Origin of the sequence: Rubritalea spongiae (assembly GCF_042652385.1) — a bacterium.
Classification (GTDB): domain Bacteria; phylum Verrucomicrobiota; class Verrucomicrobiia; order Verrucomicrobiales; family Akkermansiaceae; genus Rubritalea; species Rubritalea spongiae.
This window is the reverse complement of the sequence record NZ_JBHSJM010000001.1, coordinates 876646-890054: the sequence shown is the minus strand read 5'-3', so window position 1 is coordinate 890054 and position 13409 is coordinate 876646. Positions and strand designations below refer to the sequence as shown.

12 protein-coding genes and 1 pseudogene are annotated in these 13409 nt (G+C 46.1%); 5 read left to right on the top strand and 8 right to left on the bottom strand.

The window, feature by feature from the left end; genetic code table 11:
- Window positions 1-16: 16 nt before the first annotated feature.
- Together ACFPK9_RS04210 and ACFPK9_RS04205 are read left to right on the top strand one after the other, a co-directional pair.
- A complete protein-coding gene (locus ACFPK9_RS04210) occupies window positions 17-877 on the top strand; it encodes an alpha/beta hydrolase (protein ID WP_377093454.1) in 861 nt (286 codons plus the stop codon).
- A 165-nt stretch (window positions 878-1042) separates the two neighbouring features.
- Window positions 1043-1537 carry a YlbF/YmcA family competence regulator gene (locus ACFPK9_RS04205; protein WP_377093452.1) on the top strand — a complete coding sequence of 165 codons (495 nt, stop codon included), beginning with the start codon at window positions 1043-1045 and terminating at the stop codon, window positions 1535-1537.
- A gap of 89 nt (window positions 1538-1626) precedes the next feature.
- Here ACFPK9_RS04205 and ACFPK9_RS04200 read toward each other — a convergent pair whose 3' ends face one another.
- From ACFPK9_RS04200 to ACFPK9_RS04190, 3 genes are read right to left on the bottom strand one after another with little or no spacing between them, the layout of a single operon-like run.
- Complete coding sequence (locus ACFPK9_RS04200; protein ID WP_377093451.1) at window positions 1627-2157, bottom strand: hypothetical protein; 531 nt, start codon at window positions 2155-2157, stop codon at window positions 1627-1629.
- Window positions 2158-2170: 13 nt separating this feature from the next.
- Entirely contained in the window at window positions 2171-2974 is an 804-nt protein-coding gene (locus ACFPK9_RS04195) for a tRNA threonylcarbamoyladenosine dehydratase (RefSeq protein ID WP_377093450.1), read from the bottom strand.
- A 41-nt stretch (window positions 2975-3015) separates the two neighbouring features.
- Window positions 3016-3546 carry an NUDIX hydrolase gene (locus ACFPK9_RS04190; protein WP_377093448.1) on the bottom strand — a complete coding sequence of 177 codons (531 nt, stop codon included), beginning with the start codon at window positions 3544-3546 and terminating at the stop codon, window positions 3016-3018.
- Window positions 3547-3696: 150 nt separating this feature from the next.
- Between ACFPK9_RS04190 and ACFPK9_RS04185 the strand changes: the two genes are divergently transcribed.
- Window positions 3697-5787 carry a leucine-rich repeat domain-containing protein gene (locus ACFPK9_RS04185; protein ID WP_377093446.1) on the top strand — a complete coding sequence of 697 codons (2091 nt, stop codon included), beginning with the start codon at window positions 3697-3699 and terminating at the stop codon, window positions 5785-5787.
- 1 nt (window position 5788) lies between these two features.
- Window positions 5789-6007 (top strand): annotated as a pseudogene (locus tag ACFPK9_RS04180) (transposase); the annotation flags it as partial.
- A gap of 44 nt (window positions 6008-6051) precedes the next feature.
- On the opposite strand, the gene ACFPK9_RS04175 reads toward ACFPK9_RS04180, so the two are convergent.
- A complete protein-coding gene (locus ACFPK9_RS04175) occupies window positions 6052-6780 on the bottom strand; it encodes a L,D-transpeptidase family protein (protein ID WP_377093445.1) in 729 nt (242 codons plus the stop codon).
- Window positions 6781-6880: 100 nt separating this feature from the next.
- Between ACFPK9_RS04175 and trpB the strand changes: the two genes are divergently transcribed.
- The gene (gene trpB, locus ACFPK9_RS04170) at window positions 6881-8074 is read left to right on the top strand and encodes a tryptophan synthase subunit beta (RefSeq protein ID WP_377093443.1); all 1194 of its coding nucleotides are present in this window, start codon (window positions 6881-6883) and stop codon (window positions 8072-8074) included.
- Between the two features lie 56 nt (window positions 8075-8130).
- Here the strand turns inward: trpB and ACFPK9_RS04165 are convergent, their stop codons facing one another.
- The 4 genes from ACFPK9_RS04165 to ACFPK9_RS04150 form a co-directional block, all read right to left on the bottom strand.
- Window positions 8131-9519, bottom strand: a complete 1389-nt coding sequence (locus ACFPK9_RS04165; RefSeq protein WP_377093441.1) for an aldehyde dehydrogenase family protein — start codon at window positions 9517-9519, stop codon at window positions 8131-8133.
- Window positions 9520-9592: 73 nt separating this feature from the next.
- A complete protein-coding gene (locus ACFPK9_RS04160) occupies window positions 9593-11155 on the bottom strand; it encodes an AMP-binding protein (protein ID WP_377093440.1) in 1563 nt (520 codons plus the stop codon).
- A gap of 8 nt (window positions 11156-11163) precedes the next feature.
- Window positions 11164-12105, bottom strand: coding sequence for a hypothetical protein (locus ACFPK9_RS04155; protein ID WP_377093438.1), 942 nt, complete (start codon window positions 12103-12105; stop codon window positions 11164-11166).
- Window positions 12102-13409, bottom strand: coding sequence for a diacylglycerol/polyprenol kinase family protein (locus ACFPK9_RS04150; RefSeq protein ID WP_377093436.1), 1308 nt, complete (start codon window positions 13407-13409; stop codon window positions 12102-12104). Before ACFPK9_RS04150 ends, ACFPK9_RS04155 begins: the two co-directional genes overlap by 4 nt.

Sequence of the window (13409 nt, the reverse complement as noted above, 5' to 3'; positions counted from 1 at the left end):
AACTGAACACGATTCTATGAGAGCCGAGTTGCTAGTTTCTATTCTGTTGAGCCTCGTTATTTATTCAATGGGGAGAGCTCAGGAGCATGAGGTAATAGATTTGTGGCCAAGCGAGGTTCCAGGACAAAGTGAATCTAAGGCTCCCGTTGTTTTTTCTGAGGATACGCGAGGGAACGTCACGCGTATTGCGAAAGTGACAAAGCCCGTCCTCGTCGTGTACGAACCCGCCTCAGCGCTGAAGAACGGGGCGGCGGTGATTATCTGTCCGGGCGGGGGTTATAACATTTTAGCCATAGATCTGGAGGGCTATGAAGTCGCAGAATGGTTGAGCGGGTTAGGCTACACCGCTTTTGTTCTGCAGTATCGTGTGCCTCAGAATAGAGCTGGAGCTCTGCAGGACGCGCAACGTGCAATCAGATATGTCAGAGGAATCAGCGAAGAGCGCGGCATTGATCCTAACAAGGTCGGGATTTTGGGGTTTTCTGCTGGGGGAAGTTTGAGTGCACGAGCGAGTACGCGATACTTGGAAGATAGTTATGCCGCAGTTGATGCTTTGGATAAGCTCTCCGCTAGACCTGACTTCACGGCCTTAATTTATCCGGCATATCTCGATCAAGGGCCTGATCGTAGCCTGAGCCCTGAGCTCAGGCTCAGCGATGAGACAGCTCCAATGTTTCTGTTTGTGGCTGCGGATGACAGATTCGCCAATAGCTGCCTGGTGATGAGCTCTGCTTTACAATTGCAGAAAGTGCCGTTTGAATTACACGTGTTAGCGCATGGAGGGCATGGATTTGGAATGAGGTCGGGGAATCATGCCGCGGAAACTTGGCCGAAGTTGTGTGAAGAATGGCTGAATGTGACTGTATTGAAAAAATGACACTAAATGAAGAGTGAATACTTACTGCTGCGATACTCTATATGCGTCGAATAGTGAGCTCTTGATGTAGCTGACTAAGTATCTGTTATATATCAAGTTAAGGTGAGAAGTCAGATCTCGCTCATGACTCTTAGTCTGAGAAATACAGCGTTAAAAATACTGAGTTTGAAATTTCCTAAAACCCGCTATTGCCAAGTGAGTGATGCGGGTTTATCGATGCGCATGAGCTTAATTGCAGACGATTCCGCCCTCATGGCAACTACGAAGTCCCTCTGTGAGACAATTGTGTCCCAAGAGGAATTCAAATCACTTCACAATAGCGTGGAGTCTTTTCTTTCTAATGATGAAGCACGCCTCCAGTACCAAAATGTACATGAAATGGGCGATGCACTTAACAATAAGCAACGCTCTGGTGTAGAGCTCAGCGATGCTGAAATTACTGAATTTGAACAAGCGCGCGAGCAGCTTCTGCAGAACAGCACTGTGACAAACTTCATGGACGCTCAGAACGAGCTTCAGATGGTTCAGAAGGCTATCGGCCAGTATGTCGGGATGACTCTTGAGCTTGGTCGCGTGCCAACTAAAGAAGACTTTGCAGCTGCAGGTAACGACGGTGGCGGCTGCTGCGGTGGTGGCGGCGGCGGTGGCTGCGGCTGCTAAAATACCTCTCGCAGCGATGCGAGAGTACTAGAATCTTTAAGGCTTCCGATACTGTCAATGTGTCGGGAGCCTTTTTGTTTTCAACCTTTTTAAAAGAGAGCGCCGTAGCGTTGTTGCAGCTGGGCTTGCCATTTTTCGAGAAAGGCAAGGTTGCGTGCGGTTTGCGATAATTGTTCGCTTGGAATCTGTGTAGCGAAACTGGTGGTGATGGTTGCTTGTTTTTGCTCGATTTGTGCAATCAAGTCACTGAGCTTATCTTGCAGCTCCATCGATTCGCTTTCGAGTAGGGCCTTGGCGAGGGCGCTAGCGGCAGCAGATTTCTTACGAATGAAGAGGTCAGCTTCTTGAACTAGACTGCCTACTTGCATGAAAAGGTCCATGAGGTCGTTACTCACCGCTCCGCGAGAGTCGAACTTAATTCCTTTGATTTCCATGAATGCTTTGAGCCGTTTGGCGGGAGACTGGAGAGTGGCGTAATCTTGATTGATCTTTTCAAATGTAGCTTTATCGCCACCGCTGTCGGGGTGTTTCTCAGCTGCTAGATTCTGATAGAGCAGTTTCAGCTGATCGGGATCGATTGTTAGACTAGGATCGATTGAGAATGTTTCGAAGGCGTTCATTAAATGGAAAAAGTTAAATAAGCTTCGCGAGAGCGCGCTCGGCGGCGAAGAGCCCAACTGTAGCTGTCATGTGGGTGATGGAGCCGTAGCCGCTGGCGCAGTTGAGTCGCATGTCGCGGCCGTCGGCGTCTTTTGGTTTTTCAGTAGAGACTGAACCATCGCATTGAGGATACATTGCTTGTTCCGTAGAAAAAATGGCTTCTATGCCAAACTTTTTAGGCTTGTTCTTTTTCTTTGAATCGCCTTTCGGAAAACCGTATTGGCTACGGAGTTTGGTGCGCACTTGGGCGAGTAGGGCATCGTTAGTGACGCGTGTTAGATCGTCGATTTGAATTTTCGATGGATCGCGTAAACCACCAGCTCCGCCACAGCAAATGACGGGAAGTTGGCGCTTGTTACACTCGGCGAGCAGGTGGGTTTTTTCTTTTACGCGATCGATGGCATCGACTACGACGTTAAAATCATTGTCAAAAAATACATCAGCCGAGCGCTCGCTATAGAAGCCATGGGTGTTGTTGATTTCACAATCGGGGTTGATCGCCTTGATGCGCGCTTCCATGGCATCGGTTTTCTGTTGGCCAATATTGCCGTCCATGGCGTGGAGTTGGCGATTAATGTTGGTCACGCAAATTTCATCGAGATCAAGCAGGGTGATTTGACCTACACCAGAGCGGGCAAGTGCCTCGACTGTCCAAGAGCCAACACCACCAATACCGACGACGGCGACGTGAGCGTTGGTAAACTTTTCGAGGGCATCCACTCCGTAGAGGCGTGCGATGCCACCAAAGCGGGCGATAGTATTTTCTGAGAGATTCATGGTGCGTGCTAGACGGTGCTGACCAAATGAAATGAATGCGTTTAAAGCAAGCCGAGTTCTTGCGCCTTGTAGAGACTAGCGTGGATCTTGAAGTCGATGTCGTAGCCTTCACTGTGTTTTTGAGCGAGAAAATGATCTAGTTCTGAGCTGGGCACAACATGCACCGTGATATTCTCACCCTCTACACCTCCACCTGCGTGTACCTTGTTCAGATCAGTGGCGGCAAACATATGGGTGATTTCTGGAGTCATTCCCGCGGATGTAGGGCTAGCGATGAGTTCCGTGATCTTGCCTGCACAATAACCTGTTTCTTCGAGCAGTTCACGTGCGGCACATTCAGCGAGTGTTTCACCAGTGTATTCTGGTTCGTCACCAACCAACCCAGCCGGTATTTCAATTACTCGGCTCTGAGTAGGAATCCGAAATTGTTCGACCAGCACCACTTCTCCTGTATCGGTGATTGGGAGAATCGTCACACAGGCAGATGCATTCGGACGTAGCGCATATTCCCAATGGCCATTTTTATAGAGTCCTAAGTAGGTTCCTTCGTAGAGAACTTCGATCTCACTCATGGCTTTATTCAATCGATGAATCATGGGGGGGTAAACCCTTTTTGGGTTATTACGATATTTTGTACAATGTAGGAACGGTTAAGATAGAATTTGTGGATAAAAAATACTTGTTTCAGAGCTCTTAAACTGATGATTTCAAATTGTATTTTTATGACAGTTTTAGGTTTTAGTATGTTCTTTCGGATGGTGTTTTGCGCTGTTTTTATTTACCCAATATTAGCGGTTAGTGCGGAATTTGGTGGTTTTTCATATTCGATTGAAAATGAAATGGTTACGATAACTGGATTCAATCGAGATGTTGAGGGTGAAATTGTTGTGCCCAGTACTATTGAGGGGAAATCTGTTACTATTATTGGTGATAATGCGTTCGAGAATTGTACTGGGGTAACTAAAATAACTCTTTCTGAAGGCGTTCAATGGATTAAAAATGGTGCTTTTAGAACATGTGTTTCAGTTAACCAAATATTGCTTCCTTCTACCATAGAAAGAATAGATGATTACGCCTTTGAACATTGCTCAAGTATAAGCAGTGTTACATTACCTATGTCTGTATCTTCCATTGGAGTTGGTGTGTTTCGAGGGTGCAGTTCTTTGCTGAATATATATGTAAATGATCTGAATGCATATTTCATTAGTGTCGATGGAGTATTGTATGACATGAATAGAACAGTGTTATTGCAGTACCCTAACGGCCGGGTTGGATCGTATTCTATAATTGAAGGTGTCGAATTGATTAACAGCTCGGCTTTTGAAAGGAGTAACCTTCTTACTGAGGTTATTTTACCACAGAGTATCAAAGAAATTGCATCATATGCGTTTCATAATTGTAGGTTTACGAAAATTGTTATTCCTGATGGTGTAGTATCAATAGGTGATCATGCTTTTGCATTTTGTATTTATTTGTCTGATGTGACCTTTCCTGAAAAACTAATAACTATAGGAGATGATGCATTTCGTAGTTGCTACGATCTTACTGATGTATTGCTTTCTAATGAAGTAGAGAGTATTGGTTCGTTTGCATTTAGCAGCTGCTCAAGTTTGAAAGAGGTGAATTTCCCAGACTCACTCGCTTCCATAGGCTCATACGCTTTTATGGGGTGTAAAAAAATTGAAGTAATTACTCTTCCAGAAAGTCTCTCCAGAATTGAAGCGTATACCTTTTCACTATGTGAAAATATGGTCGAATGCTACCTGCCTGATAGTATAGAGTATATTGGTTGGAGTGCCTTTCAGTCATGTAAAAGTTTAGTGAGCATAGTTGTGCCAGAGGGGATAGAGGAATTACCGTTTAGTGCATTCAGAGGATGTTCAACTCTCAGTTCAATTGTATTGCCTGATTCACTTAGGAGTTTAGGGGGATCGGTTTTTTCAGGGTGCAGCTCTTTAGTTGAGATAGTTTTTCCGTCTTCGTTAGAAAATATTGGTAGTAAGTGTTTTTTCAATACAGGTATAACTGAAGTACACCTTCCATCTACTATTAGCTCCATATCTAGTGAGGCATTCAGAGGTTGTGTGAACCTGACACGTGTAAAGCTTCCGGATGCTTTGACAGAACTAAACCAACGGTTGTTTATGGATTGTAGTAATCTTATAGAAGTTATTCTACCCACTCAGTTAAGATATATTCAACGAAATGTCTTTACTGGGTGCTCTAGTTTACGTGAAGTGATTATTCCAGATGGAGTTGTGAAGGTTGACAGTGGGGCTTTTGAAGATTGTGTTAGTTTAGTTTTAACTACTTTTTTGGGAGATGCTCCTAGTGTTTTCCATGCCACGGTATTTGATAATACTTCACCTTTACATATGATAAGGTATTTGGATACGGCGTCTGGGTTCACTACTTCGACATGGAATAGTAGGGTGACTGAGTTCATCGATACTGAATTGTATCCGCATGCTAAGTGGCTATTATCTTCTAACATCCCATATAATACTGACCTAGGAATTGACTATAATGGAGATGGTGTGAGCCTTTTTATGGCATACGCTTTGAATTTAAACCCTAATAAGAGATTAGAAAAAGCATTACCGAGTGCTCGTATTGTTAATGAGAAGCTTTATCTCACGTATTATGCTGGCCGTGAAGGTGTTGTGTATCAAGTTGAAACTAGTGCAGATCTATTAAATTGGGACACAGCTGGGGTGACGACTTCACTCCCTAATAATGAAGGTTTCTGCGAGGCTACTGTAGATATCAAGGGGGCAGCGTCATTTATGCGTTTAGTCGTTGCTGGGGAATAGGAAGTTATCTGGTGCTAGTTTTGAAACTCAAATCATCGAACGTTATCGTCGTCGCGAAAGCAGCGTCGAGGAAAGCCTTGTAGAAATGTATTTAGCAGGCGTAAGTGTGTGTCGAGTCGAGGACATCACTGAAGCCCTTTGGGGCGAGAGAGTGAGTCCTTCAAGTATTAGCCGATCCAATGAGAAAATATACGAGAAAATAGAAGAATGGTTCACTCGCTTTAGTGCTCTATGAGCGTGCAGTTGAGGTGTTAGGAGTGGGAGTTAGGGTAACTTCCACTCGGCTCTAAATTTCATGTATTCGGCTTGAGGAAGAAGGAGGTAGAGTGGGTTCTTGCTCGGGTCGATTTTGCTGATGAGTTCGCGTAGTTGAGGTTCAGGCAAAGTGGTACAGCCGGCTGTTGCTGACTTGCCGCCATTGCGCCAGATGTGGAAGAAAATGGCAGAGCCTGCGCCAGGTTTGGCCGGGCGGCTTTGATAGGCAGTGTTGTGACCGATGTAGAGTTTGAGAGTGTGCGGGTAGTCGTTTTGACGCATTTGTGCTTTCTTTTCCCATTCACTAGAAGGTTCGTGGTCGAGGCGCAGATGACGATTGTACATTGGTGAGCTGGAATCCTCGACCCACAGGTCGCGTGTGGTGACTTGGTGATAGGGAAGACTGCGGTGTTTTTTGATACTTTTGTGTACGCCATAGGCTCCGCCGATCTGGAAAACGCCTGCGGGAGCGCGTCCGTCTCCTTCTTTTTTGAGGTGCGGAGAGCTAGTGAATGGATGGAGCCCACGCCCCCATGCAAGACCATTGCGGCCAAGTCGACCAGTCACTGGCTGAGTAGCAGCTTTCCAGCCATCGCGCGTGCGTTCGTAGAGTGTGACGCTGACGTAGGAAGAGTCCCATGACTTGGCAGTACCTACGATGAGCTGATTACAGCTCTTGGGGATTTCCCATCCGTAGAGTGTGACGGCACTAAGTAATAGATAGAGGAGAGCTTTCATTGTGTTACCTTGCTCTGTGAGTATTATGGCGTCAAGAAGTGTGCTGAAACTTGTGTGTTGAGAGTTGAATAATTGAGGTAACTGGCGTAGGTAGCAAGCAATGAGCGCGCAATTACCAGATGCCAGTGGCCACTTCGGTACCTACGGGGGAATGTTTGTTCCTGAGACACTGATGGCACCACTGCAAGACCTTGCTGCGGAATACGAGAAGGCGAAGGCTGATCCGTCATTCCAGGAAGAACTTGATTATCTTTTACGCCAGTACTGTGGGCGTCCTACTCCCTTGTACTACGCAGAGCGCTGGACCGAGCTTCTTGGTGGAGCAAAAGTGTATCTCAAACGCGAAGACTTACTGCATACCGGTGCGCACAAAATCAATAATGCGATTGGCCAAATTTTATTGGCGAAACGCATCGGAAAAAAGCGTATCATCGCTGAGACTGGAGCTGGTCAGCATGGTGTGGCAACAGCCACTGTCTGTGCGCGATTCGGTATGGAATGTATCGTCTACATGGGCGCTGTCGATATGGAGCGCCAGGCGCTCAATGTTGCTCGGATGCGTTTGTTAGGTGCTGAGGTGCGTTCCGTTACGAACGGTCAAGCAACTCTCAAGGATGCAGTCAACGAGGCGATGCGTGACTGGGTAGCGACCGTTGACCACACGCATTACATTTTAGGCTCGGCTCTTGGTTCCCATCCTTTTCCAATGATGGTGCGTGATTTCCACCGAGTGATCGGACTCGAGGCGCGTGAGCAGATTCTCGAACAAGAAGGACGTCTTCCTGATCTTTGCATTGCCTGTGTAGGTGGCGGCTCCAATGCGATTGGTCTTTTCCATCCATTTATTGACGATGAAAAGGTCGAGCTGATGGGTGTGGAAGCTGGTGGTGATGGAATCATCAAGGAACGTCACGCAGCTCGATTCCAAGGTGGTAAGCTCGGAGTTCTTCAGGGAACCAAGACATGGTTACTGGCGGATGAAGATGGGCAAATTGAGCTGACACACTCGGTGAGTGCAGGTCTCGACTACGCAGCTATTGGCCCAGAACACGCTTACCTCAAGGATATTGGTCGTGCCGATTATACTTATGCCACAGATGATGAAGCTCTCGCAGCATTTAAGGAACTAGCGTCAGCAGAAGGTATCATTCCAGCGCTTGAGAGTTCACATGCGATGGCTTACGTGAGCAAGATTGCGCCGACGATGGGCAAAGACAAAATCATCATAGCGAACCTTTCTGGGCGTGGTGATAAAGATGTCGAACAAGCGGCGAAGTTTTTGCTTAAAGACTAAGCTAAGCTGATTTAAACTTTTCAATCCACTGTAGTTTCGCAACCACAGTGGATTTTTTATTGGGCGTAATTGATGACGATCATTTTTTCTTCTGTCATGTCGTGGATGGTTTGTTGGATTCCACCGAGACCGAGGCCTGAGTTTTTTCGGCCACCAAAAGGCATCCAATCGACACGGAATGCGGTGTGGTCGTTGATCATTACTGCTGTGGAGTCGAGCTGCGTGGCGGCTTGCATTGCCTGATCTATGTCTTGGGTGAAGATGGACGACTGGAATGCGAACTCTAGGGAGTTTGATTCGGCGATTGCCTCTTTGAGAGTTTCATAGCCGTAGAGGCAGAGCACGGGACCGAAGATTTCTTCGGTACTGACTTTGCTCTTTTTATTAGGTGAAAGTAGGATGGTTGGTGCGTAGGTGGTTTCGCTCAGGATTTTTCCACCACAGAGAAGGCTGGCGCCTTGTTCGACAGCCTCTTCGATCCATTCGTGAATGCGGCCAACTTCTGTTGAAGAGATCAGCGGTCCGACATCGGTGTCTTTGTGGAGCGGGTCACCAACGGAGAGTTTTTTTGCAGCTTCTTTCAAGAGCTCAGCGACTTTATAGAGGATGCTTTGTTGGACGTAGACACGCTGGACTGAGACGCAGACTTGGCCTGCGTGGTAGAAGCCGCCCTTTGTTAGCGCGGGGATGACTTTGTCGAGGTTGGCATCGGCTTCTATAATGGCTGGGGCGACCCCTCCGTGTTCGAGTGCGCAGCGGGTGCCGGCAGCAAGCTTGCTGCGGAGCGCCCAACCAACATTGGCAGAGCCAATAAAGGTGAGGAAATTGACGCGTGGATCGGTAGCGAATTTTTCTGCGACTGCAGCTTTGCAGATGGCGACGTGGCACCATTCTGAAGGGAGGCCTGCGTCGATGAGAATATCTCTGAATGCCAAGCAAGAGAGAGGTGTCGAGCTGGCAGGTTTGACGATCACTGGGCAGCCAGCGGCAATGGCTGTGGCGACTTGGTGGACAACGAGGTTGAGAGGATGGTTGAAAGCTGAAATCGCAAATACGACACCGATGGGCTCGCGCGAACTGTGGGCGATACGGTGGTCGGATGCTGGGGTGTGTCCCATTGGAACGGGGGCGCTGGTGAGAGTTTTGATAGCTTCTGCGGAGAGCTTTATGCCTTCGATTGCGCGGTTGACTTCGACAAGTGAATCGGTGAGCGGTTTGCCGCCTTCTTTCGCAGCTTTTTGGGCAAGTGAGTTGCGGTGTTCTTCAACTAAATCTGCAGCCTTTGTTAGAATGGCATGACGTTCCCACGCGGGTAACCATTTACTTCGGTCATCAGCGAGCTGACGTGCAGTACTGAGAGCAGATTCCAGCTCTGCTTCATTCTGGAGAGGAAGCTCAGCCATGCGTTCTTGTTGGTAGGCGGAGTAGACTTTGAGGGTGGACATGATCGAATGTGGGTGTGTATGCGAACGTAATTTAGATGTTAGTGAGATTAGCATCAGTAGCTGATACGTCCCATCATAAATGTGTGAGATCCTTGTCAGGGATATCTGCAATGACGCTTTCTAGAGCTGGATAATCGATTTTTGCATTATGTCGCTTATCTACGGGGATTTTATTTAGCTGAAGGAGCTGTTCTACGCCAAATAGTGATAAGGTAGAAAGTAAGGATTTTTGGTGATTTTCATTTAGCTGCCCTTGATAGGTGAGTGTGATCTTACCGTTCTTTTTCACTAGGGCACAGCGTTCAATACGTGGATCAAACATGGCGGAACATTCGATGCCGAAAGGATAGATTGTACTTCCTTGCGACTGAAACGCTGCTTTGCATCGCCCTTGAAGCCAGATGGTTTGATCATTTTGAATACAGGCTGCATCACCAGTTCTGTGCCAAATTTCACCATCTACAGAAAACTTTGTTTCCGAGTTTAATTCATTATTGAGATAGCTTTTGAGCACATGTTCTCCAGAGACAACGAGTTCACCGGTCTCGCCCACTTTGCACTCCATCATTTCGAACTTCTTGTAGGTAAGAGGCGGGATGGAATGTCCAGTGGAGTCTTTGATGATTTTTAATCGAGTTCCTCTTGAAGGTTTTCCTACTAATAAACCTCGACCATTCTGCATGGTATGTCGTTGTGCTGCACTTGTTTCTGACCACACTTGGTGGCTGATAGGTTCTGCTTCTGTTGAACCATAGACTATGGTGATAGTGGATTCTGGAAGCTCGCTTTGCAGTTCTGCCAAGAAGTGAGGAAAAACAGGAGCACCACCAGTGTATAGCTGCTTGAAGGCTGGTAGCTTCTGTTGTTTGAGCAAGGATTGAAAAAATGCAGGTGAGGCTGAGCAGCGCGTGATTGAGTGTTTTCGTACTTGTTGATTAATGGCATCGGCGTCGACGGACCCGGGTTTGGCTAGGTTTGTGTTAGCTATAACCGAGGTGAGTCCTGATGCGAGGTTTGCAATGGCAAATACCGGGAGTGTGATGAGGTCAGTTTCAGATTCTCTCAAATTCAATGATTCGGCTAGCTCGGTATGTTGGGCTAAAAGGAATCCATGAGATCTGCATGCTACCTTCGGCCTTCCCGTACTTCCACTAGTGAAGGTGATGAGTGCGGGATGGTTTTGTTCGACCAGCTTTGGTAAAAACTTCTTGTTAGGTCTAGGGTGCCAAACCTTAGTGAAAGGGAGAAGACGGTTATTACAAAAATGTAAAGGGATTGATCTGATTGGAGCATGTGTAATGCGTAGTAATTGGGCCTTTGCAATTCCAATACATGCATGAGCTGGCGTGTTTTCTAGATTGAGTTTGATCGAATTTTTGTCAGCGGAAGGGTCTAGGAGAATGACCGTCAAGCCTGCGTGGAGAATGGACAAAAATGCGATGTAAAGGTCTATGCTTACAGGGATAAGAATAAGGACACGGTCACCTTGTTTTAGCCCATTAGATTGTAGAATCTGAGATCCAGAGCAGACTTTCTGATAGAGAGTATCATAGCTAATGTTAGTTTGACTGTCTATGAGGGCTGTACGTGATGGATGAAGTTCAGCTCTTTCTCTCAGTTTTTCTACCAAATTCATTAAGCTTGTTATTTCAAGGTTTTTGACATCAGGGCATAACGCCTAAATTTAGTAGCTTGGAAGCGTTCACTGATGCGTGTCGCTTCATTGTCTTCATGTTGAAGAGCATGAATGGCTTCTGTGTAACCCTTATTTTTAGCTATGGAATGTGCTTGGCTTACCAATAAATGGCCAATACCAGCTAATGCTTTGTCGGGCTTACTTGCTAGAGTTTTCAAAATGATGGCAGGTTGTTTTCCATATTGGCGTGCCGCATGATCAGGTATGCAAAAAAGGTAGGCTACTAGTTCATTATCTCGCTCGGCTAAGAGTACCAGCGCTGGGTCAACGAGCTTCTTAGATTCTAGATACTTCGAAAGAAAAACTTCTTCTTTGATTGGTGTGTAGAGGAAGTTTTGTTGGAAGCTTTCGAGACTCAATTTGAAGATGCTTTTGAGGTCTGATTCGAAACTGTCCATATTCAGCGGGCGAATGGAGATCCCTTTCTTTTGGATTCTCTTGAGGAGAGGGCTATGGTCTGCTTGTGGTTTTGTTAGATCAACGCGGTGTGAGCAATAGCTGGCGATGGTTTTAAATCCGGATTGTTCAAAAGCATTGTAATAAAACTGAGGCTCCATTGGTTCCATCAGAAAGGGGGGGCTCTCATCAGTCTCGATGATGAGTCTATGTTTTAACCATGTGTTCCCATTCATTGGTCCAATCAACATCGTGATTTGGTGGTTCTTATGCAGCCAATCAATACAGTCAGTGAGGAAGGATGTCGGATTCGAACTTTTGTCTAAATAGCAGTTACCTAGAGTAGCTACTGTTTCTCCTTCGATAGCAGGGATGTTTTTAAGCCAAAGAGCAGCACTGTTTAGTCCTGATTCTATGACATAGGAAGCTCCTTGTAGAAATGCCTGTTGAGATTCCTTTGAGAGATTATTAGAGTTTGGATTCAGAATGTTCATGAGAGAATAAAGAAAAGAGGTGTGCTGGCTGTTAGGAGTAATAGACAGAATTTAAGCCAATAAAGAGGGTCTTGGTCGTTGTTACTCGCTTTCCACGAGTAATAGAGCCTACTGAAAAGTGGAGTGAGCATCAGAGAAACAGCAATAGGCTGTGAGGGTAGTTTTTCTATTGGGTAGACTAACAGGATAGGTAACATCACTAATAGACTAAGTAGACCTCCTTTGAGGAGGGACGCTGTGGGCGCGTTGAGAAATTTTTGAGTGCCAGCATGTAACATTGAGATGGCAATCGACAAGCTTAGGATGAAGCCGAGTTGAGCCGAGGACGGGTCATAGATGTTTCGAATTCCTAGTGTGAGCCAGAGCAAGGTGGGAATAGCGATTGCTATGATGATACTTAGAGAATGAGTGGCAACTAAGGTGCTGCACATTTTATACTGTAACAAAATATGGTGGGTTAAGACTAGGAGGCAGGCCAGAAGGCATGGAATTCCTCCAAGTGTGGTAGCTGCAAAAGCATAAAGTAATACAGTCAGAATTGCACCACCATCGAATGTATGTAGCTTCTTCGTGTATAGAAGCACAGTAAGGATCGCGAGTAGGAGAATAATTCTGAAGACCAGCATTTCTCCTGCAAGGTTCTGATAGGAATCGAGGAGCAGAAATGAGCCAACGGGAATGAGAAGGTTATCAATTCCATTACCAGATGCTCCTTCCACAGCTGTAGTAAAGAGACCCACCGCACAAGCTAAGACAATAACTGAAGTGAACGGTAGATGCTCAAAAAGGAGTAGAGGTATAGAAATACAGAGTACTGAGGTCAGAAAAAAAGCGATGGAACCTTCGACCGTTTTGTTACCTGCAATGGTCGTGTAATGCTTTTTGCCGAATTTTGAACCAGCTATAGCTCCAACGGTGTCAGCTAATGTAAGTAACAATAGGGAAATAACGTAGAGAGTCCATTTTCCATTAGCTAGAGTAAAGATCCAGGCTACAGCTAAAGGGAAAATAAGCTCTCCTAGGGAAAGCCTATCAACTGAAAAAATCGAGGTTCCGAGTGTGTTTTTGAGTTTAGAAAATTTAATGTAAACAAGTGAGATGACAGCGAGTATAGCCAAGATAACTACTGGTGTCGTCTCATCAAATAATAAGGGGAAGAGCATGCAGAGCAGTCCCATACCTGCGTGAACTGATTTTCTCCCAACCTCAGCGCTCACTTTTCTTTTGGACACAGCAACACTAGCGATCAACATAACCGTTGCGAGAGCTGCGATCACTAGAAAAATGTAGAGTAGGTCTAACAT

Excerpts from the sequence above, each read along its gene's own strand:
- ACFPK9_RS04210 (WP_377093454.1), top strand. The coding sequence starts at position 17 with ATGAGAGCCGAGTTGCTAGTTTCTATTCTGTTGAGCCTCGTTATTTAT.
- ACFPK9_RS04200 (WP_377093451.1), bottom strand. The coding sequence starts at position 2,157 with ATGAACGCCTTCGAAACATTCTCAATCGATCCTAGTCTAACAATCGAT.
- ACFPK9_RS04195 (WP_377093450.1), bottom strand. The coding sequence starts at position 2,974 with ATGAATCTCTCAGAAAATACTATCGCCCGCTTTGGTGGCATCGCACGC.
- ACFPK9_RS04190 (WP_377093448.1), bottom strand. The coding sequence starts at position 3,546 with ATGAGTGAGATCGAAGTTCTCTACGAAGGAACCTACTTAGGACTCTAT.
- ACFPK9_RS04185 (WP_377093446.1), top strand. The coding sequence starts at position 3,697 with ATGACAGTTTTAGGTTTTAGTATGTTCTTTCGGATGGTGTTTTGCGCT.
- ACFPK9_RS04175 (WP_377093445.1), bottom strand. The coding sequence starts at position 6,780 with ATGAAAGCTCTCCTCTATCTATTACTTAGTGCCGTCACACTCTACGGA.
- trpB (WP_377093443.1), top strand. The coding sequence starts at position 6,881 with ATGAGCGCGCAATTACCAGATGCCAGTGGCCACTTCGGTACCTACGGG.
- ACFPK9_RS04165 (WP_377093441.1), bottom strand. The coding sequence starts at position 9,519 with ATGTCCACCCTCAAAGTCTACTCCGCCTACCAACAAGAACGCATGGCT.
- ACFPK9_RS04160 (WP_377093440.1), bottom strand. The coding sequence starts at position 11,155 with ATGAATTTGGTAGAAAAACTGAGAGAAAGAGCTGAACTTCATCCATCA.
- ACFPK9_RS04155 (WP_377093438.1), bottom strand. The coding sequence starts at position 12,105 with ATGAACATTCTGAATCCAAACTCTAATAATCTCTCAAAGGAATCTCAA.
- ACFPK9_RS04150 (WP_377093436.1), bottom strand. The coding sequence starts at position 13,409 with ATGTTAGACCTACTCTACATTTTTCTAGTGATCGCAGCTCTCGCAACG.